The sequence below is a fragment of the Enterococcus sp. 6D12_DIV0197 genome, from assembly GCF_002174385.1.
GTDB lineage: Bacteria > Bacillota > Bacilli > Lactobacillales > Enterococcaceae > Enterococcus_D > Enterococcus_D casseliflavus.
The window spans coordinates 1,192,270-1,218,130 of the sequence record NZ_NIBN01000001.1 but is presented as its reverse complement, the minus strand read 5'-3'; the positions used below and the strand labels follow the sequence as shown (position 1 = coordinate 1,218,130).

Here is a 25,861-nt window from a genome sequence, read left to right as displayed (position 1 = left end):
CCCTTTTCTATTCTTTCTCCTCAAGTGACAATGACTCCAACGCTAACAACAACCCAAAGCTAAGATCTTTGCCTGACGAATGACCGATGGACATCAGCTGCTGCACATCGTTTTCCAGCACCTGCGGGTTTTTACTTTTTACGTCTTGGAATAATTGCAGCATTACCGAATTGACATACCCTTGACTGGCACTTTGAATATAAGCAAGGCTGACATCCGTCGTAGACAGCGGTTTTGCCAATGCTTGTGCTAACGCGTCGGCTTCTGGCTGTTGCAAGGCATAGAGCATCGCTTGATAGGCAACGAGAAGATCATCGCCGCTAGGTGTCAATCCTTTGCCGCGGCCAATCAGGTGGTCAATGATTGGTTCCCAATCTGAGACAGGCTGCCGCAATGCCGCAAACACTGCTTGGGTTTTCTCATCTTCTGGCAACCCAATCTTGGTTTCTAGTTCTTGCTGAAGCAGTATTTCTTTCAAAAGCTGCAATTCCGCAGAGGTGAAGGATAACTCCTTCACCTGCAGCGAAACCAATTCTTTCTCCTCTAATGAAAGAGAAAATGTTCCTTTTGTGCTGTAAAAGGTCAGACCATGCTCTCGGACTTGCACGCGATTGCCGACTTCGATCAAAGGCAAGACTTGTTCAAACAATGCATCGGGTAAAAAGACGCCGAAGCCAGTTAAATAGTTGCGATAGTTGTTGATATTGACCAGCTGCTGCCCGATCATCACATTGAATGAACGATCAAACACGCTATGCACCCGACCGGTACTACCGAATCGTTGCAGTGGGTCTAGATAATCACTGATTTTAATTTTCTCAGTCAACATCGATCCCCAGATCCTTCGCATAAGCCGTCAAGGCATTTTCAAAACAGCCTAACGGTGCACGCACCGTGCCTGCGCCGACTTGACCGACACCTGCTTCTTTATGGGCGATCCCAGTATTAATGATTGGGGTGATGCCTGTTTCAACGACTTTGCGGATGTCGATCCCCAAACAAGTCCCTTGGAAGTCCCATGTTGGGATCGAGAAGGTCGGATTATGACCGAAACAGATTTTTGCCATTTCGTTGGAAGTTTCCAGCGCATCCTCAAAGCCCCCAGCGCCGACAAAGCGTGTTACCCCTGGTGCGGCTACCATCGCCATTGCTCCGACGCCGACGGTTTCAGTAATGGCACTGTCTCCAATATCAGGATTGCCATCTGCTTCGGTAAACCCAGTAAAGTACAAACCTTTCGGCGTATTGACTGGTGCAGTATGCCATTGGTCTTCTGTTTGAGCGACACGAACCCCAAAGTTAACACCGTTTCTCGTCATGGTGGTCACGATCGTTCCTTTGGCATCGACACGGGCACCGTCAACGATGGCTTTGCCGGTTGCCATCATGATATTCAAGAAGAATTGATCGGTATCTGCTAAGAACTTGATCACTTCATATTTTTGCTTTTCATCGATTTCTGTTTGGATGATCAACGGCGCGATCTCTTTCAAAAAGTTCAATGATGCTGCAATATTTCGCTGATGGAATTCATCCCCCATTGTGATCGACCGGGCAATCAATACATTCAAGTTGATGCCTTCTTCTGTTAATTGTAATGCCTTGGCAATGGTTGGTCCTAAGACGTCTTTGATCCAATCCAAACGATCAATGACTTCTTGTGAATAGGCACCAAATCGTAAGACTTTACCGATCCCTTCGTTCAAAATACAGTAGGCTTTGTTGCCGACAAGGCGGTTTTCAACCACAAAGACAGGCATATTCCCAGAAGTGATTCCCCCCATTGGTCCAACTGCCTGGACATGGTGACATGGCATAAAGCGGACTTCCCCACTTTCGAGTAAGCGGCGGGCTTCGTCTTCATCTTTCGCCCAGCGTTCAAACAAGGCAGCGCCGATACAAGACCCTTGCATCGGTCCCGTCATTTCCGACCATTGGATCGGCGGTCCTGCATGCAGCAAGGTTTTCTGGCTTTCGTTTAATTCAGCGATCACTGATTTAGCTGGAACGACATCAATCAAGAATGGTTGGGCATTTTTGATTTTATCCGTCACTGCTTGATTTTCAGCTGCGATTTTTTCGTCAAATTCTTCTAACGCGTCTAAAATACGGATCATTTTCTTGTTGCCGTTGGCACGAGGACGCCAGTTAAATTGTTCTGTTTTCCCGCCATATTGCAGGATCGATTCATTGAAGCTTTGCAAGCCAACATTGATGATCCGTGGTTTGGTGGTCAACAGCTCCATCACTTTCTCGCTAACTGTCGGCACCTCAACTTTGCTACCAGTATAGTCATTGACCGCTTTGTCTGCTTCAGAAAGAGTCGCCCCTTTTAAGGCGAGGGCTAATTGCACTGCTTGATCATTGCTTGGTGCCACATAGACGCCAGCTGCTTTCAAACGGTTGACTGCTTCTTGATAGTTTTGCGGATCTTTTTCAGTTCCGCAGACGGTAGCAACAAAGTATAGCGCGCGATCAGCTGCTTGGGCTGTTTGCTGTGCAGCTTCGATGGCTGGTAACAGTGCACCTACCATATCTGCATGTGCGCCGTAACCTAACACCACATCAAATAAAATGACCCCGGTTTGCTCATCTTGCGCATAGTCTTCGATTTTTTTGATGCGCACTTCAGGATCGATCATTGGGTGCGGTTTGCCTTGGGTATAGATATCATCACCAAGGTCGATCACATCATAGCCGTGGGAATGCAAGATATAGCCTTCTTGTTTTACAAGGCCTTCTAGATTCAAGGCTTCGGAGATCAGCATTCCTGCTTCGGCAGCTAATGTACCGCCAGAATAAAGACCTTTGACCACTTTGTCTTCAGCGAGTTTGGGCACATCTGGGGTTGCCACGCGTTCAAAATAGTTCGCTTTGACGGGTTCTTCATTGGCAAGATCAACAGCGATGCGCGCTGTTTCTTCCAGAGTATGTGCCAAATAGACTTTTCCTTCATGGGCTTCTGGTTTTTCTCCTAAGAAAATCGCTACCACTGGTTTGCTGATACTTTGCAGCAATTGAACGACTTCATCCCGCACTTCTTTTGCAGGTGGTTTCGAGATCACGCAAATCACATCTGTCGGTTCATGATTTTCTAAAGCAACGATGGCATCTTTGACAGTGATCGCCCCAACTTTGTCGCTTAAGTCACGTCCGCCGGTCCCGATGGCATGAACGACACCACCGCCTAATCGGTCAATGATCGTCGTCACTTCTTGAATCCCCGTACCAGAGGCACCAACGACGCCGATGTTTCCTGGTGCCACGACATTCGTGAAGGCAATCGGAATGCTGGAAATAATACCGGTCCCACAGTCAGGCCCCATCATCAATAAACCTTTTTCATGAGCCAGCTTTTTCAAACGCACTTCATCTTCGATAGCAACATTGTCCGTAAACGAGAAAACATGCAAGTCATTTTTCAAGGCTTTTTCCATCTCGGCTGCGCCATATTCCCCAGGAATACTAAATAATGCAACATTGGCATCCGGCATTGCGCTCAAGGCTTCTTGCCATGAAGCCGCCGCTGGCGTTTCTTTGCCTTGATCTTTTGCTGAAAGATCAGCTAAAAATGAATCGATCGCTGGCATTACTTGATCCATGATCTGTTCGTTTTGGCTATCGACTACAATCATCATATCGTTGGGTGAAGCACCTTCAGCCTCTTCAGAAAGCAAGCCAGTGTTATTTAATATGTCTTTGTTTGCATCCGTCCCCATCATGATTTGACTCATTTCGACATCGCCTAGATCATTGATCGTATTCGTCAGCAGCATTAAGTTAATGGAATCTTGGTAGTTATTCTTTAAGATTACTGTGTGCAGCATTTGTTCTCCTCCTTTTCTTACACTCTCATTCTAACGAGCCTTGTTTGCGTTTTCATTGGATAAAGTTCTAAAAAAATGCTATACTTTTTATCCAAAAGAGAAAAAAGGAGCATTTTATGAAATTAAAAGAATTGGTTGAACTGCCGCTTTTTGAAAAAAGTAAAGTCCTGACTGGCTCCATTGGTTTAACAAATTCCGTCGGTTCCGTCATGGTGCTGGAAGCGATGGACATCGAGAAATGGAGCAAAGCCCATCAATTGATTTTGACTTCTTTTTATGCCTTCAAAGACCAATCCCCTGAGGAACTGCGTGTTTTTTTTGAAAAAATGCAGCAAATCGGTGTCAGCGGTTTAGTGATCAAAGTGGATCGCTTGATCCCTATGATCCCAGATTGGGTGATCGAGCTTAGCTTTGCTTATCAGATCCCTTTGATCAAAGTGCAGCAAGAAGTCAGCTATGAAGCCATCATGCTAGCGGTTTACGAACCATTGCTAAATCACCAAACCCAGCTGCTGCGTACCTATTACGAAGTTCGCCAGCGCTTCATGAAAGTTGAGCGCAACCACTCTTCTTTCGATCAGATCATGCAGGAGTTCTATCAATTGATTGAAAAGCCTTGTTCGTTGCGCATCCCCCATTTAGATGTGCATGTGTCCGTCGGTCAATCCTTTAAGAATTTCGTGGTGACCAAACAAGAACCCATGAAAACCATCGAGTTTACCAAGAACCACTACGAATATTTGGAATTATTTTCTCATGAGAACAATCAATATGTGACTGCCATAAAAGTAGAGATCATCAATCCTTACAATGATCTGTGTACCTTGATCGTTTATCAGAAAGATTCGCAGATCCCTGAGGCAAAAGTCATGATCATTGAAAATGTGATCGACGTCATTTATGAACGCCTCCAAATGGAGTATTTGTTGAAGAAAGAACGCTACAATCGCATGAACAATCTTGCCGATGCGATCTTACAAAACACTCCTAGTAATTTGGCTGAGCTGGATCTTTTGTTAGAAGAAGCGCAACTGGATCGCTACGATTTCTACCAAGGCATTGCCTTTGCTTCCAACAGCTTTAAAGATAAGGAGCGTAAGTCCGTCGTTTTGCACAAGCTACGGGCGTTGAAAACACCCCACGTCTTTTTTGAACACCACAATTATTTGGTGATCCTCTATAATTTCCAATCGATCGCCCATCAGGTGACGAAACAGATGCTGCAGACACATTTTGATGATGCCCTGTTAGCCGATGAACATGGCTGCTTGGTGGTCAGCGAAGTCTTGCGCAAGGAACAGATCAAAGAGATCCTGCCAGAGTGTTTGGATGCGATCCGCTTCAATCGGCAGTTTTATTTGGCGCCGATCATTGCCTATAGCGACTTAGGTATCTTTAGTTCCTTTATCAAGGAGAACCAACTGGAAAAGCTGCAGCAAAGCATTCCCCCGAAGCTGTATCAACTCTCGGAAGAAAATGAAGAGCTGTTCAAAACGCTGTATACCTTTTTTATCACGAATCGCAATTACAAAAATACGGCTGAAACCTTGTTTCTTCATGCCAAAACGATTCGTTATCGGCTAAGCAAAATCGAACAGTTACTAGAGATCGATCTGACAAGTCCGATCCAATTAGTCAATTACGAGATCGGCACCTATTTATTAGAGCTTCAGAAAAGGAGTCAAGCAAAATGAAAAAAGAATGGCAATTGACCACCGGTGCTTCGGTGTCCCTTTATCCTGCTTCGGAGAAATACGTGATTTACTTTCACGGCGGCGGTTTTGTTTATGGAACCCGTCAAGACATTCCCGCATCACTGATCGCACTATTTCAAGAGCAGCAATACAGCATCCTCACAGTCGATTATTTACTGGCGCCCAATTCCTCGTTAGCGGAGATTTTGGCGCTGAACTGGCAAAATTTTCAAGAATTGCAAGCAACTGTGCTTAAAGATAACCCGTTTTGTTTCTGCGGACGCTCAGCTGGCGGTTATTTGATGCTGGCGCTGACCCAGCAATTACTGAAGGAACAACAGAGATTGCCTGAAAAACTGGTCAATTTTTATGGGTATACCGATCTTTCTTTTATTGAAAACAAACGAGTCTTGCAGCAGCCGCTCTTAAGCAAAGAGCAAGTCCCTTCTTTGGATCAAACCGAGATCGTTTGGGATGATCCGCAGTTTCAGCGCTATTTGCCTTATGTTTATTGGGTTCAACAGCAAGAACTCACCACGATCTATGGTCTAACAGCTGAAGCTCTTTCTGACTATGCCATTGATCCTGAGCTGCTTGCTCAATTTCCTCCAATTTTCAGCAGTGCCAGCAGTACCGATGAGGAAGTTCCTTTTCGTTACAGCAAAGGCTTGAAGAAAGTGCCTAAAAGCAAATTTGTCCCTGTCTATGATTTGCCCCACGACTTTTTGAAAAACGTCGAGGAGCCGCAAGTCCAAATGGTGTTTCAGCAGCTCGCCCGTTGGCTCAAACAATAATTTGATACAAGTAAAGTGAAAATAATGTTTTTTTATTTCGACGAGTGCACAGAAAAACTCTGATTGCCTTCGCTTCCTCCTTATCTCAAAAAACGTGTGGTTTAATGAAACTCTTTTAATAAAAAAAGGCTTGATACAGGCTCAATTCAAGAGAGAATGCTATACTAAAGGGGAGTATGTTATAGGAAAGAAGGATGAGGTTTTATGCATTTTGTCGGGATTTTGTGTTTGATCCTAATCACGACGACCCTCTTCTCGCATCTGGCGAGACGGATGGGCGTTCCTGCTGTCATCGGGCAGTTGTTAGCGGGGGTTTTATTAGGAGGCGCAGGACTCAATTGGGTCCATCCAGATATTCTGGTTCATGATTTTTCAGAGATTGGTGTTATTTTGCTGATGTTTTTAGCGGGATTGGAAAGTGATATTTCTTTATTGAAACGCTATTTTCGTCCAGGGATGCTCGTTGCCCTTTTGGGGATCGTGTTCCCTATGCTCTTCGGGTATGCCACGGGGGTCGGTTTTCAAAGCAGTCCCACAGAAGCGTTCTTTTTCGGGATCGTATTAGCTGCCACCTCAGTCAGTATTTCTGTCGAAGTATTGAAAGAGTTGAATGTGGTGAATACGAAAGAAGGGTCGACGATTCTTGGTGCTTCCGTCGTGGATGATATTTTGGTCGTGTTGGTTTTGAGTCTTAGCCTTTCCTTTTTAGGCGGCGAAAGCAGCCAAGCAACACCACTGCCGGTCACCTTATTGGTAGAATTGATTTATTTTGTGTTGATTTTTCTATTGGTGAAATGGATCGCTCCGTTCTTATTGGCACTTGCAGAAAAGCTATTTGCAAATTCCGCGGTGATCATCATGTCACTGATCATCTGCTTAGGAATGGCGTATCTTGCTGACCTCGTTGGGTTAAGCTCGGTCATTGGTGCCTTCTTCGCAGGGATCGCTGTCAGTCAAACGAAGGTTCGTGAGGAAGTGGAACACAGTGTCGAAGCATTAGGTTACGCCGTCTTCATTCCGGTGTTCTTTGTCAGCGTTGGCTTAGAAGTTGATTTTTCCCGCTTAAATGAGCAATTATTCTTTATTCTTGCCTTTACCGTGGTCGCGATCTTGACCAAACTGGTCGGCGGCTATGTCGGGGCGAAAATCGCGAAATTCTCGAACAACAGTGCTTGGATGGTGGGAGCTGGAATGATTTCCCGAGGTGAAATGGCATTGATCATTTTGCAGATTGGTCAACAAAACCAATTGATTTCGTCCGCATTGTATTCCCCTTTGGTGATCGTTGTCTTGTTGAGTACCTTGATCTCTCCCCTGATCTTAAAATACTTTACGAAAAAGATTTATTAAGCGATGTAGCAACAGCTAGGCGATACCGATGATTGCGAAAAAAACAGCACGGGTTTTGTAGTGACCGCTCAACGGCCGATTGTTGATCGAACGTTGGGCGGTCGCTTCCTTTCCCGCGCTGTTTTTCTTTATACAGTTATAAAAGCGACAATGCTGCTAGTTACTGGAAACCAATGTTAATTTTCCATGATCGATTTGATACACGTCATCCGCGACGGCATCGATAAACGCTTGATCGTGAGATGTGAACAAAACCATGCCTCGATAGCTGCGAATCAATTGTTCCAAGACGGTGATTGTCGGCAGATCAATAAAGTTCGTCGGTTCATCAAGTATCAAGACATTGGCAGGTTGAGTAAAGATGCGTGCGAGCTCGACCCGTGTCGCTTCTCCGCCGCTTAGCACATTGACTGGCTTCATCACGTCAATCTGGCTAAATCCCAGATTGTGTAAAATACTGCGGACCAGTGGTTCCTGATAGTCTGTTTGAGCCATCAATTCCGTCAAAAGCGGTGTGGTGCTGTTTTTTCGATAGCCCATTTGCTCGTAGACCGCAAAGACGATTTTCGGTGATACATAGATTCCCTCTCCGCCTGCGATGATTTCTTTTAGTAAAGTCGACTTTCCCGAACCGTTCGGACCCACGATAGCGATTTTCTTCCCGGCAGCAAACTGGAAACTGCTGCTGTCTAGCAAACGTTTCGCCCCTCTTTGAATGGTTACTTGCTCCCCACGAATCGGTCGTTTATTATGCAGCTCCACTGCAGGGACTACTGGAAAACAAATCACCTGCTGCCGGGCGACGCCCTTCACTTCTTCCAACTGATCCAAGCGGCTTTCCATGGCTTTGACTGTTTTTTGCAATGACTTTTGCACCGTGTCTTTTTGTTTTGATGACGACAAACGGTCTGGTCGGATGTTCTGCTGTCGCTTTTTTTCAGAAATACGACTGCTCTTGATCGCTTGTTCTTTTTTCTTTTGGATTGCTTGGGTCAACTGCTGTTTTTGTTGCTGATACTGCGCAGCCTCCCAGGCAACACGCTGTGCCGCTTGCTCTTTTTGCTGTCGGTAACTGTCATAATTGCCAGAATACTCGGTGACTTTTCCTTGATCGACTTCCCAGATTTTCGTTGCCAGCTGATTCAATAGATACCGATCATGACTGACCACGATCAGGGTGCCATAATGATACTGCAGTTCATCAATCAAGACTTGAATTCCTTGCTGGTCCAAGTGGGTCGTTGGCTCATCGAGCAAAAGTCCTAACTGATAGGAAGATAACGTTTGTGCCAACCGGTATTTGGTCTCCTCCCCGCCGCTTAGTGTCGCCAATTCATTTGTTGGGATCGAAAAACGACCGAACAGCGCCCAGTCAAGGGCCTCCGTCTTTTCAGTCACCTCAGCGATTTGCGGGAAATAGTGAAACGAATTTTCTTTTTGGATCGTTCCTGAATCAGGATCGACCACTCCCGCAATCAACTTCAGCAAGGTAGACTTGCCTTGCCCGTTTGCTCCCACGATCCCGATACGATCCGTTTGATAGGCGCTCAGTTCTTCAATGTTCAGTACTTCTTTGGACCCATAATTTTTGATTAGATTGTTTATTTTTACACTTAATTGTTCCATCAGTCTGTCCTTCCCGTCTAGGAAAACGCAAGCACAAAAAAAGGGCATAGCCTACCGCTATACCCTGATTTTAATAAGAAATTGGAAAAAAGAGGACACTCATCCCTTGAAATCACGATTGCCTAGACTTTTGAAATAGATTTAAATTAGCTATTCAAAAGGTCAATCCACAATTTCATCGATGCTGTCATGTTTTTTCCTCCTCTTTTTGTCGTAGTTGTCTATTGAATGACGAGCGGAAAATCAGCCGATACTGTTTACCGTTTACGGTATTTCAGGAAGCTTCTTTCGTCTATCAACGAATCAATCGTAGCACGTTTTCAAAAAAGAGTAAAGTTTCATCACAAGAATGATTGGTCTTATACGCCATCGGTGATTTTTTCTGCTAATTTGACCGAGGCTTTTTCACCATTGAAGACTGCATGATCCAGTTCTCCTTCATCATGAGCAACGATCAACGCCACTGTGACGTCAGGGTCAACATTCAAGAGGGTCCGAAACATCCCAGAAAACCAATCGATCCCAGCCAGTAAGGCGATGCTTTCATTAGGCAGTCCTAACATAGGTAAAACCGTAGCCAGTGTGACTAATCCGCCGCCTGGAACGACGATCGTTCCCAAGCATGCCAACGAGGACAACAAGACCACTTGCAAAAGATCCCCCCAGCTCAATTGGATCTGGTAAGCCTGAGCAACGGTTACGATTGCCAGGGCTAAAAATAAGGAGAGCCCATTGCTATTTAAGGTCATGCCCAGAGGCATCACGAGCTTATTGATTCGATCACTGATCCCAAATCGTTCTTTGCCATCTTCGATTTGAAACGGCAATGAAACAGCAGAGGAGGTGGTCGTAAAGGAAACCACCGAGAGGCGCCACATGTTCTTTATCAAACGAAACAAGGAAACTTTGCAATAGAGCGACGTCAAGAGAAACCAAAGAAACAAAAAGAGCAAAGATGCTGCTGCTAACGTCAATAAAAAACTGGCTAACATTCCCAACACGCGAATACCGGTATCTTCTACTAAGGAAGCAACTAGGCCGAAAATTCCGATCGGCGCCAACTTCATGATCATGCTGACCATTTTTAACAAAATATGATTAAAACTACCGATCATATCTAGAAACAGCTGATTCTTTTTTTCATGCTTGATCAAGCTCAAGGCAAGGCCAAAGAAGAGCGAAAAAATAATCACTTGGATCATATTCTGCTCCACCATGGCTTGAATAATGTTCAGTGGAACAAAGTTTAAGATGACTTCTTCCATGCTGCTGGTACTTAATGCGGTTTCTGTACTTTGCAGCAGGGACTGATCAAGGCCTGCGCCAGGCTTGAGGATCAAGGCGAACAAGAGACCGAAAATAGCGGCGACGAGGGTCGATCCAGTAAACCAGAGGAAGACTTTCCCGCCGATCCCACCTAATTCTTTTGGATCAAGTCCCCCCACCGCTTCAATCACCGAGCCCATGACCAGTACGACCACAGACATTTGAATCAGTCGCAAGAAGAAGTCCCCGACTAGCTGCATTTGATCACCTAACCCGGGAAAGGAAACGCCCCAAAAAATCCCCAATACCGTTGCAATCATGATTTGGTTGGTCAAACTGATTTTTAAGGATCGTTTTTTCATCTGTTGTGCCTCACTTTTCTACTTGGCTGTTTTCTTAGAGTTTACAGTCAAGAATAAGAATGTACCACCGATCAACAAAATAATTGCTATATAAAAGCCCATTACTTTTGACCCTGTTGCATCCGAGATCGATCCAGTCAATGTTGGTGCGATAACGGAAGACATCATGCCGAAAAAGTTGAAGACCCCTAATGTCGTACCGACCCCAACTTTTGGTGCATTTTCCCCTAGCCAAGAAATGATGATTGGTTCAACCGCTAGTTTTCCAAGGAACCCGTACAAGATCAACGCGATCATTAAGAAGGTCGAATTTGTTGCTTGCACCGTTACTAATAACATCAACGCCGCTAATACTTCTAAAATAACGATAAAGGTAACTTTTTTATGCATGTATTTGTCTGCCAAGCGGCTAAAGAACAAGGCCCCAGGAATCGAAGCAAATGCCACCAATGAAGAAGAGAAGCCGATTGCGACTCCTTGGAAGCCTCGTTCTGTTCCTAAGAAGTTTGGTAACCAAGTAACCGTCATATAGTAGGCATAACACGTCGCAAAATATAACACATACGTAAAGAGCATCCGCAGGGAGAACAAGGTCGAAAGGGAAACTTTTTCTTTCGGCTGATCCGTTGTTTCTTCTTCAGCTGCTGCTTGACTCTCCAAGAAAGCTACGTCTTCTTTGTTGCTGCGGATCACCAATGCAAAAGCGATCGTCATACAAACGATCAAGAAAGCGGATAAATACATCATTGTTTGCCAAGGCATGTTCATCTGAATAACGATAAAGCTTGATAAGATCATCCCAAACCCTGAACCAACGGCAGAACCACTATTGACGATCGCTGTTGAGAAGCTCTTCTTTTCTTTCGGAATGTTCTGTGAGGTCAAAGAATACGCTGAGCCGTAAAATGACCCACAGCCGATCCCTGCTAAAAAGCTACCGGTATAGATCATGGAGATTGAAGAGGCTTGTGAAATCAGTAAAGCTGCCAGTGCAAATACCACGAATCCTGGAAGCAGAACTGTTTTCTTCCCAATCTTATCCACCAAAAAGCCGGCCGGGATCTGCATGATTACATAGCCGAAAAAGTAAAAGCTGGCAATCGATCCTAATGCTGTATCAGAAATATTGCCGCCAAGTGACTCATTGATTTGCGGATAGACTGGCGATAACGCAGCACGATAAATCCAGATAGTGACCCAGCCTGAACACATTAAGATAATAATTTGTTTCCAGTAGGCAAGCCCACCACGTTCTTTATTGATTTCCATTTTTTTCCCTCCATCAGTTACACAAGTAAAGTTTGTGAAGCACGCCAACGAAAGCGCTTTAAGATAGTCTTAGTGTACGTTTTTTTGCCGACGATTGCATTTGTCATTTTTCACAAAGCGCTTTCATTCGTTGTGCATTTGTGCTAAAAATTTAAGTCGTTTTTTGGTAGTAATTTAACGCAGCGATGAGCGCTTTGCCAGCAGAAATTGGTGCTTGCTGGTACAATAGTGCCCCTTCTAACGCGGCTAGGACATGTAAAATATTTTCTTTGCGGCTGCTGTAGCCCATATTTCCAATCCGCCAGATTTTTCCTTTTAGATCACCAAATGAACTAGCAATCTCTACACCAAAGGAGTGAAGCATCTCTTCTCGGACAGCTTCGCCATCAACACCTTCTGGAATAAAGATAGGGGTAACTGTCGGCATTTTGGTTGCTTTTTCGCCATAAATCGACAGCCCCATTGCTTCCAGTCCAGCGACCAACGCCCCTTCATTCGTCAAATGACGTTGATAGGCTGCATCGAGGCCTTCGTTTAGCAACATCCGTAATCCTTCATGAAGCGCATAGATCATACTCGTCGCTTCTGTGTGATGGTTGATTCGCTCTTTGTTCCAGTAGCGTTGCAATTGACTCAAATCCAAGTAATTACTCATAATGTGCCGCTTGTTTCGATCCGTTTTGCTCAAGCCTAATTCTTTTTGGTAACGGGCATTAAGGACGGCTTCGACTCGATCGTTGTAGGTCACTAATGAAAGACCAGACGGCACACTTAAACACTTCTGTGTACCGGCAATTGCCAAATCGACACACCAATCATCGACTGACAGGGCCACGCCACCATAAGTCGCCACCATGTCAACGACAAAGAAAATATCTTTTGCGCGACAATACTGCCCGATTTCTGCTAACGGCTGCATTTGCCCATTGGCAGTTTCCCCGTGGACCATCGCCACGATCTTGGGTTGAAATGCGTCGATTTCTTTGATGACCTCTGCGGGTGCAAAAGGAGCCGTCCATTCTTTTTCTACATATTTGACTTGCGCTTGGGCACGTTCACAGATTTCTCCAAGTAAGAAAGCAAAGCGCCCATAGGCGGGGATCAAGACTTTGTCCCCTGGTTCGATCAAAGCGATCAGCGCCGCTTCTAAACCAGCTCGGGAAGTCCCATCAATGGCAAATGCCTCTTTGTTTTTGGTTCCAAACGGTTGTTTGATCATTTCTTTGACCTCATCCATGATCGCCAAAAAATTCGGATCAAACTGTCCCAAAATACGATTGGTCATTGCTTGAAGAACAGCTGGATGGGCTTCTACAGGCCCAGGTGTCATGATCGTACGTTGTGCGATCGTTAACTCTTTATACATCTTTTCCCCTCATTTCTCTTTTTGATTTCACTGCCCAACGCCTTGTCAACGTTTCCAAGTTTGTTGTACAATAAAGCTAAAAAAGGACATGTTTTTGTTTGTTTTGTTCAATTCTAAAAGGAGTTTCTCTATGAAGTTAGTTGCTGAATTGCTTGCTACACCACGCTTTTCCAATTTGCGTTTGTTGACAGATCCCATTACCGCGGAAATTCCCGTCGACAGTATCGAAATCACTGAGACCCCCGATATCGCCCACTATATTCCTGAGCATACCTTTATCTTAAGCACGGCGATGGTTTATAAAGATAATCAAGGAGCACTGCTTGAACTGATCGATTCCCTCGTAGCCAAAAATGCCGCTGGATTAGGCATCAAGATCGGTCGTTTTTTGGATGTCATCGATCCTGAAGTCATCGCCTACGCCGATAGTTTAGGTTTCCCCATCGTAGAAGTACCTGCCACGATGCCGCTGGGCCGTTTGATGCACCAGCTTTTGAATTTACTATGGAACACCAAAACCGAGCAGCTGAGTTATGCCTTAGATATCCAAAAACGGTTCTCTGCTTCCTTGATGAAGGATGTCAGCATCGCTCGCTTTATCGCTGATTTTGGCCAAATGGTCAATACACCGATCATTTTGTTGAATCCTTTTAAACAAGTGATTGCCCACTCCAAGCATTTCACCCGCATGTCAAAACCCGCGGAGTACTACATCCATCAATTAGGACAAACGAAAGGGGTTTTTACTGGTGAAAAAAGCGGGGCGATCCCTATCAAAGATCTTCATGAAAAAACGTCACAAATTTCTTATTATGCTATTGAAACCTCCACTTATTTCCCCCATTATTTAGTCATTTTGAATCCTGAGGCGATTCCTTATCCTGTCTCGGATTTTGCGCTGGAACAAGCAGCCTTGGTCTTGTCGTTTATGCTTTACAAGAACCAAAAAGTGCAAGAATCTTTTGAAGATTTAAAAAGTGACTTTTTAACACGGATGATCGAATACCAGCAATCCACCAAGCAAGAACAAAAAGATTGGTTAGATCTCGGAAAGACTTACGGGTTAGTCAAAGCCCGCCATTATCGTGTCATCTATGGTGCCTGCGAACCAACCAAAGAAACCAAAGGCAAAGACAAATACTTAAAAGAAGAAAGTGACTTGGTTTATCAGTGGTTTAGTGAACAACTGCCTTATCGCATCAAAGATGTTTGTCTCTTTCGCTTAAAGGGCAGCAATCACTTTGCGATTTTCGTGCAGCACAAGTGTGATGCCTTAGAAGACCATTTGATCGAGACCGCCAATGCTTTGACCAATCGGTTGCCATTTCGAATGGCCTTTGGGGTAGGGAGTGTCTGTGAAAGTATCAATGATTTAGCCAGCTCCTACATCGAAGCAAAGACTGCGTATGAAGAACGAAGAGGCCAACATGATTCGTCCATCGTCTCTTTCTACCATCAACGGGGAATGCGGAGTCTATTTGAAAAAATGAGTCCTGAAGATATCCATTATTTCTGCCGTACGATTCTTAAAGAATTGGCGTTTCCGCAAGAAGATGCCACCATTGAATTGCGTAAAACCTTACGGGCTTACTTGGATTATCAATGTGAGATCACCCGCACCGCTAAAGCCTTGTTCGTTCATCGCAACACGATCAAATACCGCATCGAACAGTGTCAAAAGCTGCTAGGAAAAAACGTGCATGATCCTAGCATCAGCCTGGATCTGCGTTTAGCCCTTGAGCTGTCGGAAGAAGGCGACTAATAGGTGAATCAAGCAGTTGGATCGCTGGTGTTACCCAGCGATCCTTGTGCCTGCTTCACCTAACAATGCTAAGTCCGCTTCTTCCAATGAGCAGATGATTGCTGTCTTTCCTTGTTTGGCAAACGCAATCGCCGCTTCCATTTTCGGCCCCATACTACCTTCTGCAAAATGCCCCGCATCAAAATATGCTTGCGCTTCACTTACGGATAAGCCCGTTAATTTTTCTTGCTCCGGTGTTCCGTATTTGATATAAACGTTGTTGACGTCGGTCAGCATCATAAATACATCGGCATCCACTTGTTCTGCCAGTTTTTTCCCAGTTCGATCTTTATCGATGACTGCTTCGATCCCTTTCAAGCCTTCCGCTTGTTTTACGACTGGAATCCCTCCGCCACCACCCGCGATCACGATGGTATTTTGATTCAATAAATGAACCATTGATTCCACGCCGTGGATCGTCACAGGTTGTGGAGATGGCACGACGCGACGGTACCCACGTCCAGCATCTTCTTCCATCACCCAATGTTTTTCCTCAGCCATCTTTTTTGCTTCTTCTTCTGAGTAGAACAAACCGATTGGCTTCGTTGGCTTTTCAAACGCGGGATCATCCGCTGCCACTTCCACTTGGGTCAATAAGGTCACGACATTGCTGGTCAATTCTTCTTGCTCAATTTTATTTTTGATGCTTTGCTCCATTAAATAACCGATAAAGCCTTGTGACTCTGCATTGCAGACATCCAGTGGAAAAGGCGGCACGACTTCTTTGGCTTCTTCATTTTGTCGTAAAATATTGCCGACTTGCGGACCATTGCCGTGCGTCACGACGATTTGATGGTCAAGCTTCTCGATTTTAGCGATCTGTTCTGCACTTAACTGGATATTTGCAAGCTGTGTCTCAACGGTCGCTGGTTGATTCGGTTTTAAAATTGCATTGCCCCCTAGAGCGATGACCACTCGTTTTGCCATATGAATTCCTCATTTCTATTGTTTTGAAATTGATCGATACTGCGAGCAAACCCTGCCAAAAAGTCAGCCCCCGAAGTATGACCGATCGTTAGTATCTCTTTGATTACTTGGGAAAAAGCCGCTGAATCGGTACACCTGGTCAAGGATAATGCCGATTGATTGAATGCGCCTGTCAACGCATGCAGAAGATAATGTTTACTGACGTCAGTCGTTAAATAATTGACTGTCAACAGCCTTCTTTGTAGATAAGCCACCAAGCGGGTATCTTCTTGCCCCATCACTCGGCGAGCCAGCAAATGACCAACTAGCATATCATCGCCTGTGGGGGTCAATCCGACACCCCGTCCGACTAAATAAGCGACTGCTTGCCGTTGTTCCTTAAATGAAGGCGTGCATAGCTGATCGATTGCGTCATAAAACGGATGATTGCTGCGGATGGTTGCTGAAACAGCTTCTTGAATCCCCGTCTTTTCCGTGACGTTTTGAAGGATTGACCAAAACAGTTCTCGATCAAATGGGACTGTGCCAGCCGGAACGGTCGTTGTAAATTTGGCTGCCTTTTGAAAAGACAGACGATGATGCGGAAAATGGACCACCCGTTGCTGAACCAAAAGAGTGGTACCAGCAACTAAGCCTGTCGCCAACGCTGCATAATCGTCGGCAGCTAAAATCATCCCTTTGGGCACGCGAGCCGCTTGTTTGGAGACACAGATCAGCTGATCCTGACGAGGATCTTGTAGATTGAAACTATGCTGAAACACACTGTGAACGATCCAGTTGCCATTGATAAATGCGGGTTCAAATAAAGCTTGGTCGATCCATTTTGCCTGTATCATCGCTAAATTGCTCCTTTTTCACATTTTCAGTCCCTGATTTATTCTTCAAATCCTAATTTTTTTGCATAAGCCAAGACAGCTTTTTCAAAGCAATCCATTGGTGGTGTCACTGTCCCGGCACCAATTTGTCCCCGTCCAGCTTGTTTGTTGGCGATCCCTGTATTGATCACCGGTAAGATCCCTGTTTCCACGACTTTCCGAGCATCGATCCCTAAACAGATTCCTTTGAAGTCCCATGTAGGAACGGGAAAATTCGGATTGGTATCAATGGAGATCTCTAACATCTCATTGCTGGTTTTCAACGCATCGTGAAATCCACCAGAACCAACGAAGCGTGTCACAGCTGGGGCAGCAATCATTGCCATTCCCCCAACACCAAAGGTTTCCGTAATGGCACTGTCGCCCATATCTGGAGAGGCATCTTCTTCACTGAATCCTGAGAAATACAGCCCTTTTGGTGTATTGACAGGACCAGTAAACCACTCATCTCCCATGCCAGAAATACGGATACCGAATTCATGCCCGTTGCGACACATTGCGGTCACAACCGTGCCTTCTTCAATCGTCCGGGCGCCATCAAGCACCGCTTTTGAAGAAGCCATCATGATATTCAAGAAGAACTGATCCGTGTCTGCTAGAAACTGAATGACTTCTGGTTTTTCTTTTTCAAATCCTTCCAGAGTAACGATCGCTGGTGCTACTTCTTTTAAGAACGCCAACGAAGCAGCGATATTCCGTTGATGGAACTCATCCCCCATGGCGATTGCTTTTGCGACTAAAACATTGATGTTCAAGCCATCGGGTTTTGTTTGTAGTGCAGCACTTAAAACTGGTGCTAACGTATTTTTCATCCAATGCAAGCGATCAATGACTTCTTGAGAATAGGCGCCAAATCGTAAAACTGCCCCGATCCCTTCGTTCATCGTACAATACGCTCGGTTGCCATCGGTTTTGTTTTCCACTACGAGCACTGGCATATTGGCAGAGGTGATGCCCCCCATTGGGCCAACCGCTTGCACGTGGTGACAAGGAATCAGTTGAACTTCCCCAGATGCTAATAAATGACGTACCTCTTCTTCCGTTTCGCCCCAGCCTTCAAAAAGCCCCGCACCAACACAAGCACCTTGAATCGGATCGATCATCTGATCGTAGCGGATCGGTGGTCCTGCATGCAATAGGACTTTTCCTTCACCTAACTCTGGAATGACACTGACTGCTGGAACGACATCCAGCAAAAAAGGCGAACCCGCAACGATTTTGGCAATAACGGCTTGGTTTGCTTCTTCAATAGTTTCGTACACGATAACTTCCTCCTACTCTGATAGTGACACTTGTGCTAAGAAACGTAAGGCTTTTTGTAACGTTATGTTTCCACCAGCAATTGGCTGCCAGTCATATTGAACGACTTGACCGTGATGCGCCTGAATTGCTTCCGCAAAGCTACGCAATCCTACATTGATGAACGCGTCATTCGCCAACAATTCGCGGCTCTTTTCAGATGGCTCTGGCAACCCATCGGCAGTTGTCACTGCTTTTGGCAACAGCTTACGACTAATTGGGGAAAAGGCATGGCCGAGCATTGCTAAAGCTTTTTTGACTGCTTGGGCATTGCTTTGACACAAAATCACGCCAGCTGCGATTAAAATCTCTGCTTGCTCGTTGCTATCTTGGGGGTCTAAATCAGTTCCAACGATCGTAGCGATCACCGCTAACTCCCGACCAGCTGCTTGTGCTTCTTCCTTCAATGATTTGATGGTCGGTGCCAATTCACTCGCCATATCTTGATGAGAGCCGTACCCTAAAACGATATCTAACAAAATCACTGCCGTTTCAGGATCTTCCCCCGCTTGTTTCAACAGTTCGATCCGCTTTGTTGGGTCGATCATCGGATGGGGCTTGCCTTGAGTATAAATGTCATCACCTAAATCGATGATCTCATGGCCAGCTGCTTTTAAGATGTACCCTTCCTGATGGGTATCTTCTTGTTCCAGATTTAATCCTGCTTTAACAAGCATCGCTGCTTCGTACGCCAATGTTCCGCCAGAATAGTAAGCTTTGATTTTTTGTTGTTCAGGTCCAAAAGTGGCAGCTGCTGTTTCCTCTTTCACTGGCTCTAGTCCAATCTGTTCTTGGCGTAGCAGCTGCACGGCTAATTGAGCCGCTTCTTCCAGCGTGTAGGCTCGGTAAAGATTTTCTTCGTGGTCCGTTGGCTCTTCCCCAAGAAAAATCGTGACTGCAGGTTTTGTTCCTCTTCTTAAAAGTGCCAACACTTCATCTCGGACACGTGGTGCAGGTGGTTTGGAGATCACCACGATCACCTCCGTATCAGGATCGTGTTCCAAGGCAAGAATGCTATCTTTCATGGTGATCCCACCGACTTCTTCTTTAAGATCTCGTCCACCGGTTCCGATGGCTTGTGTCACACCCGCACCCAATTTATGAATGATGGTGGTGACTTCTTGGATGCCCGTACCCGAAGCGCCGACAACACCGATTTTCCCTTTACGAACGGCATTCGTGAAGGCTACTGGTATCCCATTGAGAATCCCTGTGCCACAATCTGGTCCCATTAAAAGAAGTCCTTGTTCATGAGCCATTTTCTTTAGTCGAACTTCCTCTTCCAATGAAACATTATCACTGAAACAAAAAACATGTTTGCCTGCTGCTAATGCGGTTTCAATTTCTGGTGCTGCCATAGTACCAGGAATCGATAAGACAGCGACCTTCGCATCTTTTCCAAGATCTAAGGCTTTTTCCCAAGTTTTGACGCTTTGGGTTTCTTCTCCTGCGCTATTGCTTTGGTCCGATAAGAAGGCATCGATTTCTGACAGGACTGTTTCGATGATTTCTTCCTCTTCAATGTCTAAAACGAGCACCATATCGTTGGATGTCGCATTGTTCATCTCCTCGGTATAAAGACCACCCGTCTTGAAGATATCCTTATTGGCAGGTGTACCCATCATGACCGAAGCGTTGTTGATCCCTTCGATCGTCAGTAAACGATTGGTCAAAAGCATTAAAACAATGGAATCTTGGTAATTGTTTTTTTGAATAATAGTGTGTAACATGGGTCTCCTCACTTTCCTGTTCCTGTCTGTGCAAAGGCATCTGACCCAGAATACTGGTCAAAATGAACCGTGTCACTAATGAGATAGCGATAAATGTTCTTTTCGATAGGAATGCCTTCTGCCATATATTTTTCATAGGTTAGTTGATTGATCTCGCCTGGATAATAGACTTGCTGGAACTGTTCAGCAGCCGGTATGGCGTGTAGCTCTTCGATCATCGTTTCGACTGACTCTTTAAATGTCTCTAAATCTGTAAATCGTTGCGGATCGATCAGCAAAATAAATTGCCCTAAGTCGCGGCCTTTCGTCAGATCGTTGTACATAGAGGAAACATGCTTGCCAAAAGGCAGCCCAAGGAGCATTCCAGACAAGATATCCACCATCATCATCAACCCAAAGCCTTTTGGTCCTGAGATTGGCAATAACCCATGAACATGATGCGGATTTGTCGTTGGCTTGCCATGGGCATCAACGGCCCATGTTGCTGGAATCTCTTTATCTTTGGAACGAGCATCTAAAATTTTGCCCCACGCTTGGACCGTCGTTGCCATATCAAAAACCACCGGCGCACCATGCTTTCGCGGTGCCGCAAAGGCAATCGGATTGGTACCAAAATAATTTTCTTTGCCGCCAAAAGGAACCACCATTGAATCCGATTGGCACATAGATAATGCAATCAAGTCAGCTTCTGCGGCTTTTTTGACATAATAGGATAGTGCCCCACTATGACTCGTTTTCCGCACACCAACCGCCGCGATCCCAGAACGTTTGGCCATCTCAATGGCATGCTTTGTCGCTTCTAATACGACGACCTGCCCTGCGCCATTTTGCCCGTGAACGATCCCGCTGCTCGGTCCAGTCTCTTCAAACGTGATCTGCGGGGTGCGATTCATCCCACCTTTAGCGATCCGCTCTGCGTAATAGTCTACCCGCACAGCCCCGTGAGAGTGGATCCCGCTGGCATCGGCAAAGACCAAATGCTCTGCAACGATGGCTGCGTGCTCTTCAGACAAACCAGCAGCCGCTAATTTGTTTTGGATCAATTGCTGTAACTCTTGTGACTGTACAATAACCGTTTCTTCCATCTTCTAAACTCCTTTAAATTTCCGGATCGCGGTTGCAATCTTTGGAATAAATATAGGTCAATGGTTCGTCACGACCAACACCATAGGCCGCTTGCTGTACATAGGCACTCATGAAAATGTAGTCGCCTTTTTCCACTGGGAACCACTCATTATCTAAGTTATACATCCCTTTACCTGACAGTAAGTACGCTCCATGTTCTTGGTAGTGGGTCTCAATGTAGCCATGACTTGCCCCTGGTTCAAAGGAAAGGATATGGATATTCATGTCAAAGCCCAGCTCTTTTGGCAAGAAATCCCAAAGTAGGACGTCTGCCATCCCTTCGTATTGGATCGGTGTCAACTCTGAAAGATTCCCCACTACTTTGTAGGCTTGGTGATTTTCAAGTGGTTGGTAACGTTTCTTATATAAGAACACTTCTGTCGCTTCTTCTTGGAGATTTTTCATATACAGTTTTTCTCCAGCAGGCAGATAGATATAGCCTCCGTCCGTCAATGTATGGGTTTCTTTGCCATCACTTACTTCCAGTTTGCCCGAGATGACATACAAGAAACTCTCGATCTCTGGACCGCCGAAGCCCAATTGGTTGGCACCATCTTTTTTGAATGAAATGATGTAATCGACAAAAGACGCCCCTAATTTTGGTGTGCCGAGTATCGAACATTCACAGTTTTCGAAGCCTGGAATGACATTATTCACTAGCCCATCATGCGGCAAGATCGCAAAATTATTTTTTCTAATGACTGCTCGTGATTGCAGCAATCCATCTAAATAGCCCGTATTATTATTTTTATATCCCATGTGTGTCCCTGCTTTCTATTCTTTGTATGCTAGCTCGTAAAGGGAAGCTGCTAAAACTTCAACCCCAGCTACTAAATCTTCGATAGTCGTTGCTTCGGCTGGGTTGTGGCTAATCCCATCAATACTTGGTACAAACAGCATCGCAGTTGGAAAATGTGGTGCAATGATTTGGGAATCATGCCCCGCCCCACTATGCATGACTTTGTAACGTTTGCCGGTTTGCTTCACCGCTTGTTCCACCGTGGCAACGATCGTCTCGTCCATCGGCACAGGGCGTTCATCCATCCATAGATCCATCTCCACTGTCAGGTCGTGCTCTTTGGCGATCGCTTGAATGATCTGTTCTGCTTCAGCAGTAAAGGCATCCAATAGCTGCCCATCGGTATGTCGACAATCCATCGTAAACAACACTTCACCAGGAACCACGTTGACCGTATTCGGTTTTGGCTCAACTTTACCGAATGTCACTACTAATGGATCCCCAAGCTCTAAGCCACGGTCGATCACTGCGGCACACATTTTGGCAAAACCATACACAGCATCTTGGCGATAGCCCATCGGTGTGGTTCCTGCATGATTGGCTTGTCCTTTTAAGACAAAGGTGTAGCGCTTTTGACCAGCGATACTATTGACGACACCGATCTGCAAATTTTCTTTTTCTAAAACACTGCCTTGTTCGATATGGATTTCCACGAAGGCTTTGATGTCTGATCGAACCGGTTCTTGTGGGTCGCGAAAATCAAAGCCTTGGCGTTGCATCTCTGCCACGAAGCGATTGCCTTCAAAATCTGCGATCGCTTCAACATCGGCTTTTTTGGCCTCTCCGACAAAGTTTTTACTTCCCCAAAAAACGGTTGGAAAACGACTGCCTTCTTCTTCTGCCATTGAGATGACTTCCAAGGAGCGTAAAGGTTGTCCATAGGTCTCTTTTAAATACTTGATCGCTAAAGCAGCAGCAACGACCCCGTATTGACCGTCTAATGTGCCACCGTTAACGACGGTATCGATATGTGACCCTGAAAGAATCGTTTCTTCTGGATACTGGCTGCCTTCCATTCTGCCGAAGAGATTGCCGACTGCATCATAGGACGTCGTTAAGCCAGTTTCTTTTAATTGTTTTTCTACAAATGATTGCGCTTCTTTCCATGAATCGGTATAAAGCAGTCTAGTCATTCCTCCAGTTGGATCACTCCCAATCTGAGATAGTGCATCGATCATTGCCGCTACTTCTTTTTTCAACTCCATTGTTCTGCCTCCTTTGATTTATACGGTTATTGTAAGCGTGTTACTGAAGGACATCATTGTTCACTTTCGACAAAACCGTTTCTATTTTTAGTCATAACGCTGTTTTTTTAAACCGCTTCCTTCTCCTATACTCTTCCTTATACTATCGAAGAAGAGAAAGGAAGAAAACAATGGTTTATCCTAAAAATGCCTTTGCGCAAACAGAAAAAATCCAATTTGACACCTATGGCACTTTGCCGTTAGAAGTGACGATCCTAAAAGCAGCGCAGCCTCGGATCAGCCTTTTGTATTTTCATGGTGGTGGCTTCCTCTATGGTCAGCGGGAAGACCTTCCGCAGGATTATGTCCACCAATTGCTGGCTGCCGGTGTTAGCCTTTATCTCTTTGATTATCCACTGGCTCCCGAAGTAGCGCTGAACGACATTTACCTTCATACAAAAAAGGCAGTGGAATGGTTTTTGACAGAGGGCTGTCACTTCAGCGGCGTTGGTGCAAATGAGTACATTCTATTCGGTCGCTCCGCCGGCGGTTTTTTAGCGACCTTACTGACCGCACGCACAAAGCATCCGGAGCAAAAAGGCTTGATCCGATTTTACGGATACCAAGAGTTGTTTTATAAAGAATTTTTGCAGCCGGCACGCTTTTACACGCAATTTCCGAAAGTCCCGCCACTCGACGCCGAAGCTATGATCGAAAGCCAACCCATCACCCACGGCACGTTAGAAAAACGATTCCCTTTGTACCTTTCCGCCCGTCAATATGGCAACTGGCAGCGTTATTTAGGGAATCGGGAACAGCTAGCAGCCTTGGCGATCCCTGCTGCCGCTTACCTAGACTTTCCTCCTTGCTTTGTCGTTCATTGCAAAAAAGATCCAGATGTTCCCTTCAGCGCATCCGATGCTTTCGCTGCACAAGTCCCCCATGCCAAAACACTTTGGCTCGACTTAGATCAGCATGACTTTGATCGGACACCAAATGCGATCGCTGATGAGTGCTATCGAGAGATGATTGGATGGCTGACTAACCAATTCTGAAACTCTCAGCTCTTGATAGGTGATGATTTTGAATCGATCGGTACGCTGTGATCTTGCGTACAGCAAAAAAGTGACCATTAGAGAACCAACTCTAATGATCACTTTTTTTGATTTGATTATTAGTATATGGGCACAACGATTTCTTCAAAAATCTAACGCTTTGCCTCGCAATTTTACTGAAATCTTCAGAATAAAACAGCGAGATGATCTTCTCAAAAGAAAGGATCATCACGCTGTTAAAATAGCAACTGATCAGCAGATCGTTGTTAAGGGAAACTTGCAGAAGTATCTTTCATTTCTTATGATCTCGTACCTTTAACAAGATTACATCAACGAACGATAAAGCTCAATAATTTCTTCTAAAGTCGTATCCCGCGGGTTGCCTGGTGTGCAGACATCGTTCAAGGCATCTTTGGCGATGGCTGGGATATCTTCTTCTTTGACGCCTAATTCAGAAATGGTCGCTGGAATGCCCACATCTTTGCTTAACTGATCGATTGCTTGGCAAGCAGCATCGCGGACGTCTTCAAGTGACATCGTTTCTGCCCCTTCAATGCCTAAAACGATCGCGATCTCACGGTATTTTTCACCCGTAAAGTCTTTATTGTATTTCATGATGGTTGGCAACAAGGACGCGCACGCTACTCCGTGAGGAATGTTGTACCAAGCGGACAATGGATGGGCCATGCCGTGGACTAAGCCCAAGCCGACGTTTGAAAAGCCCATACCGGCAATGTATTGTCCTAACGCCATCGCTTCTCGTCCTGCTTGATCGCCATTCACGGAATCTCGCAATGAGCGGCCGATGATCTCGATTGCTTTGATGTGCAGCATATCAGTCATTTCCCATGCGCCTTTGGTGATGAAGCCTTCGATGGCGTGGGTCATGGCATCCATTCCCGTTGCGGCTGCCAAGCTCTTAGGCATCCCCATCATCATATCGCTGTCCACAAAGGCTACCAGAGGAATATCGTGAGGGTCTACACAAACAAATTTCCGATGATTTTCTTCATCTGTAATCACATAGTTGATCGTTACTTCGGCTGCAGTCCCAGAAGTTGTCGGTACCGCTAAAATCGGCAAGCATGGATGTTTCGTGTCTGCCACGCCTTCCAAACTAATCACATCGGAAAATTCAGGATTCGTAGCAATGATCGCGATCGCTTTTGCCGTATCGATCGGTGAACCACCGCCAATCGCAATGATACAATCGGCTTGGGCTTCTTTGACAAACGCTAAGCCGTCTTTGACATTTTGGATTGTTGGGTTCGGCACGATCCCATCATATAACGCATAATCGACACCTGCTTCATCCAATAATTTCGTCACTTTGGTCGCAACTTCAAATTTCACCAAATCTTTGTCGGTGATCACTGCCGCTTTTTTAAACCCTCGTGCCTTGAATTCTGTTGGTACGTTCTCGATCGCTCCTTTTCCAAAATACGATGTTTCATTCAAAATCATTCTATTTGCCATTCTTCTTACCTCCGTTTGTTTGTTTATTCACAATAT

General features: G+C 45.3%; 19 protein-coding genes. 5 read left to right on the top strand and 14 right to left on the bottom strand.

What is annotated here, in order from left to right; genetic code table 11:
• Window positions 1–7 precede the first annotated feature (7 nt).
• Together A5867_RS05710 and fdrA (A5867_RS05705) are read right to left on the bottom strand one after the other, a co-directional pair.
• Entirely contained in the window at window positions 8–829 is an 822-nt protein-coding gene (locus A5867_RS05710) for a DUF2877 domain-containing protein (RefSeq protein ID WP_087627074.1), read from the bottom strand.
• Window positions 819–3,827 (bottom strand): DUF1116 domain-containing protein, encoded by a 3,009-nt coding sequence (gene fdrA, locus A5867_RS05705; RefSeq protein ID WP_087627073.1) that lies wholly within the window; start codon window positions 3,825–3,827, stop codon window positions 819–821. The genes A5867_RS05710 and fdrA (A5867_RS05705) overlap by 11 nt, the downstream gene beginning before the upstream one ends.
• A 116-nt stretch (window positions 3,828–3,943) precedes the next feature.
• Here fdrA (A5867_RS05705) and A5867_RS05700 point away from each other — a divergent pair, with 116 nt between their 5' ends.
• From A5867_RS05700 to A5867_RS05690, 3 genes are all read left to right on the top strand, one after another.
• The gene (locus tag A5867_RS05700) at window positions 3,944–5,521 is read left to right on the top strand and encodes a PucR family transcriptional regulator (RefSeq protein ID WP_005225373.1); all 1,578 of its coding nucleotides are present in this window, start codon (window positions 3,944–3,946) and stop codon (window positions 5,519–5,521) included.
• Window positions 5,518–6,315 carry an alpha/beta hydrolase gene (locus A5867_RS05695; RefSeq protein ID WP_087627072.1) on the top strand — a complete coding sequence of 266 codons (798 nt, stop codon included), beginning with the start codon at window positions 5,518–5,520 and terminating at the stop codon, window positions 6,313–6,315. Before A5867_RS05700 ends, A5867_RS05695 begins: the two co-directional genes overlap by 4 nt.
• 204 nt (window positions 6,316–6,519) lie before the next feature.
• Complete coding sequence (locus tag A5867_RS05690) at window positions 6,520–7,665, top strand: monovalent cation:proton antiporter-2 (CPA2) family protein (protein WP_060791741.1); 1,146 nt, start codon at window positions 6,520–6,522, stop codon at window positions 7,663–7,665.
• Between the two features lie 156 nt (window positions 7,666–7,821).
• Here the strand turns inward: A5867_RS05690 and abc-f are convergent, their stop codons facing one another.
• The 4 genes from abc-f to A5867_RS05670 form a co-directional block, all read right to left on the bottom strand.
• Window positions 7,822–9,291 carry a ribosomal protection-like ABC-F family protein gene (abc-f, locus tag A5867_RS05685; protein WP_087627071.1) on the bottom strand — a complete coding sequence of 490 codons (1,470 nt, stop codon included), beginning with the start codon at window positions 9,289–9,291 and terminating at the stop codon, window positions 7,822–7,824.
• 359 nt (window positions 9,292–9,650) lie between these two features.
• Window positions 9,651–10,919 carry a dicarboxylate/amino acid:cation symporter gene (locus tag A5867_RS05680; RefSeq protein WP_087627070.1) on the bottom strand — a complete coding sequence of 423 codons (1,269 nt, stop codon included), beginning with the start codon at window positions 10,917–10,919 and terminating at the stop codon, window positions 9,651–9,653.
• An 18-nt stretch (window positions 10,920–10,937) separates the two neighbouring features.
• Complete coding sequence (locus A5867_RS05675; RefSeq protein WP_005225368.1) at window positions 10,938–12,188, bottom strand: MFS transporter; 1,251 nt, start codon at window positions 12,186–12,188, stop codon at window positions 10,938–10,940.
• Window positions 12,189–12,339: 151 nt separating this feature from the next.
• Complete coding sequence (locus A5867_RS05670; RefSeq protein WP_005234468.1) at window positions 12,340–13,554, bottom strand: alanine--glyoxylate aminotransferase family protein; 1,215 nt, start codon at window positions 13,552–13,554, stop codon at window positions 12,340–12,342.
• A 130-nt stretch (window positions 13,555–13,684) separates the two neighbouring features.
• Between A5867_RS05670 and A5867_RS05665 the strand changes: the two genes are divergently transcribed.
• Window positions 13,685–15,316: a PucR family transcriptional regulator gene (locus A5867_RS05665; protein WP_087627069.1), complete on the top strand. Its 1,632-nt coding sequence runs from the start codon at window positions 13,685–13,687 to the stop codon at window positions 15,314–15,316.
• A 30-nt stretch (window positions 15,317–15,346) separates the two neighbouring features.
• On the opposite strand, the gene arcC is transcribed toward A5867_RS05665, so the two are convergent.
• Genes arcC through allC form a run of 7 tightly spaced genes read right to left on the bottom strand, consistent with a single transcriptional unit; the run spans window position 15,347 to window position 23,315 of the window.
• Window positions 15,347–16,282 carry a carbamate kinase gene (gene arcC, locus A5867_RS05660; RefSeq protein WP_087627068.1) on the bottom strand — a complete coding sequence of 312 codons (936 nt, stop codon included), beginning with the start codon at window positions 16,280–16,282 and terminating at the stop codon, window positions 15,347–15,349.
• Window positions 16,255–17,118, bottom strand: a complete 864-nt coding sequence (locus A5867_RS05655) for a DUF2877 domain-containing protein (RefSeq protein WP_087627067.1) — start codon at window positions 17,116–17,118, stop codon at window positions 16,255–16,257. The genes arcC and A5867_RS05655 overlap by 28 nt, the downstream gene beginning before the upstream one ends.
• A 38-nt stretch (window positions 17,119–17,156) precedes the next feature.
• On the bottom strand, window positions 17,157–18,419 hold the full coding sequence (locus A5867_RS05650) for a DUF1116 domain-containing protein (RefSeq protein WP_005234461.1): 1,263 nt from the start codon (window positions 18,417–18,419) through the stop codon (window positions 17,157–17,159).
• 12 nt (window positions 18,420–18,431) lie between these two features.
• Window positions 18,432–20,186: an acyl-CoA synthetase FdrA gene (fdrA, locus tag A5867_RS05645; protein ID WP_087627066.1), complete on the bottom strand. Its 1,755-nt coding sequence runs from the start codon at window positions 20,184–20,186 to the stop codon at window positions 18,432–18,434.
• Window positions 20,187–20,194: 8 nt separating this feature from the next.
• Window positions 20,195–21,271 (bottom strand): ureidoglycolate dehydrogenase, encoded by a 1,077-nt coding sequence (allD, locus tag A5867_RS05640; protein ID WP_016610607.1) that lies wholly within the window; start codon window positions 21,269–21,271, stop codon window positions 20,195–20,197.
• Window positions 21,272–21,284: 13 nt separating this feature from the next.
• Complete coding sequence (gene allE, locus A5867_RS05635; RefSeq protein ID WP_005225360.1) at window positions 21,285–22,070, bottom strand: (S)-ureidoglycine aminohydrolase; 786 nt, start codon at window positions 22,068–22,070, stop codon at window positions 21,285–21,287.
• Between the two features lie 15 nt (window positions 22,071–22,085).
• Window positions 22,086–23,315 (bottom strand): allantoate deiminase, encoded by a 1,230-nt coding sequence (gene allC / locus A5867_RS05630; RefSeq protein ID WP_005225359.1) that lies wholly within the window; start codon window positions 23,313–23,315, stop codon window positions 22,086–22,088.
• 170 nt (window positions 23,316–23,485) lie between these two features.
• Between allC and A5867_RS05625 the strand changes: the two genes are divergently transcribed.
• A complete protein-coding gene (locus A5867_RS05625) occupies window positions 23,486–24,349 on the top strand; it encodes an alpha/beta hydrolase (RefSeq protein ID WP_087627065.1) in 864 nt (287 codons plus the stop codon).
• A gap of 324 nt (window positions 24,350–24,673) precedes the next feature.
• On the opposite strand, the gene fucO is transcribed toward A5867_RS05625, so the two are convergent.
• Window positions 24,674–25,825 (bottom strand): lactaldehyde reductase, encoded by a 1,152-nt coding sequence (gene fucO / locus A5867_RS05615; protein WP_015509181.1) that lies wholly within the window; start codon window positions 25,823–25,825, stop codon window positions 24,674–24,676.
• Window positions 25,826–25,861: the final 36 nt, after the last annotated feature.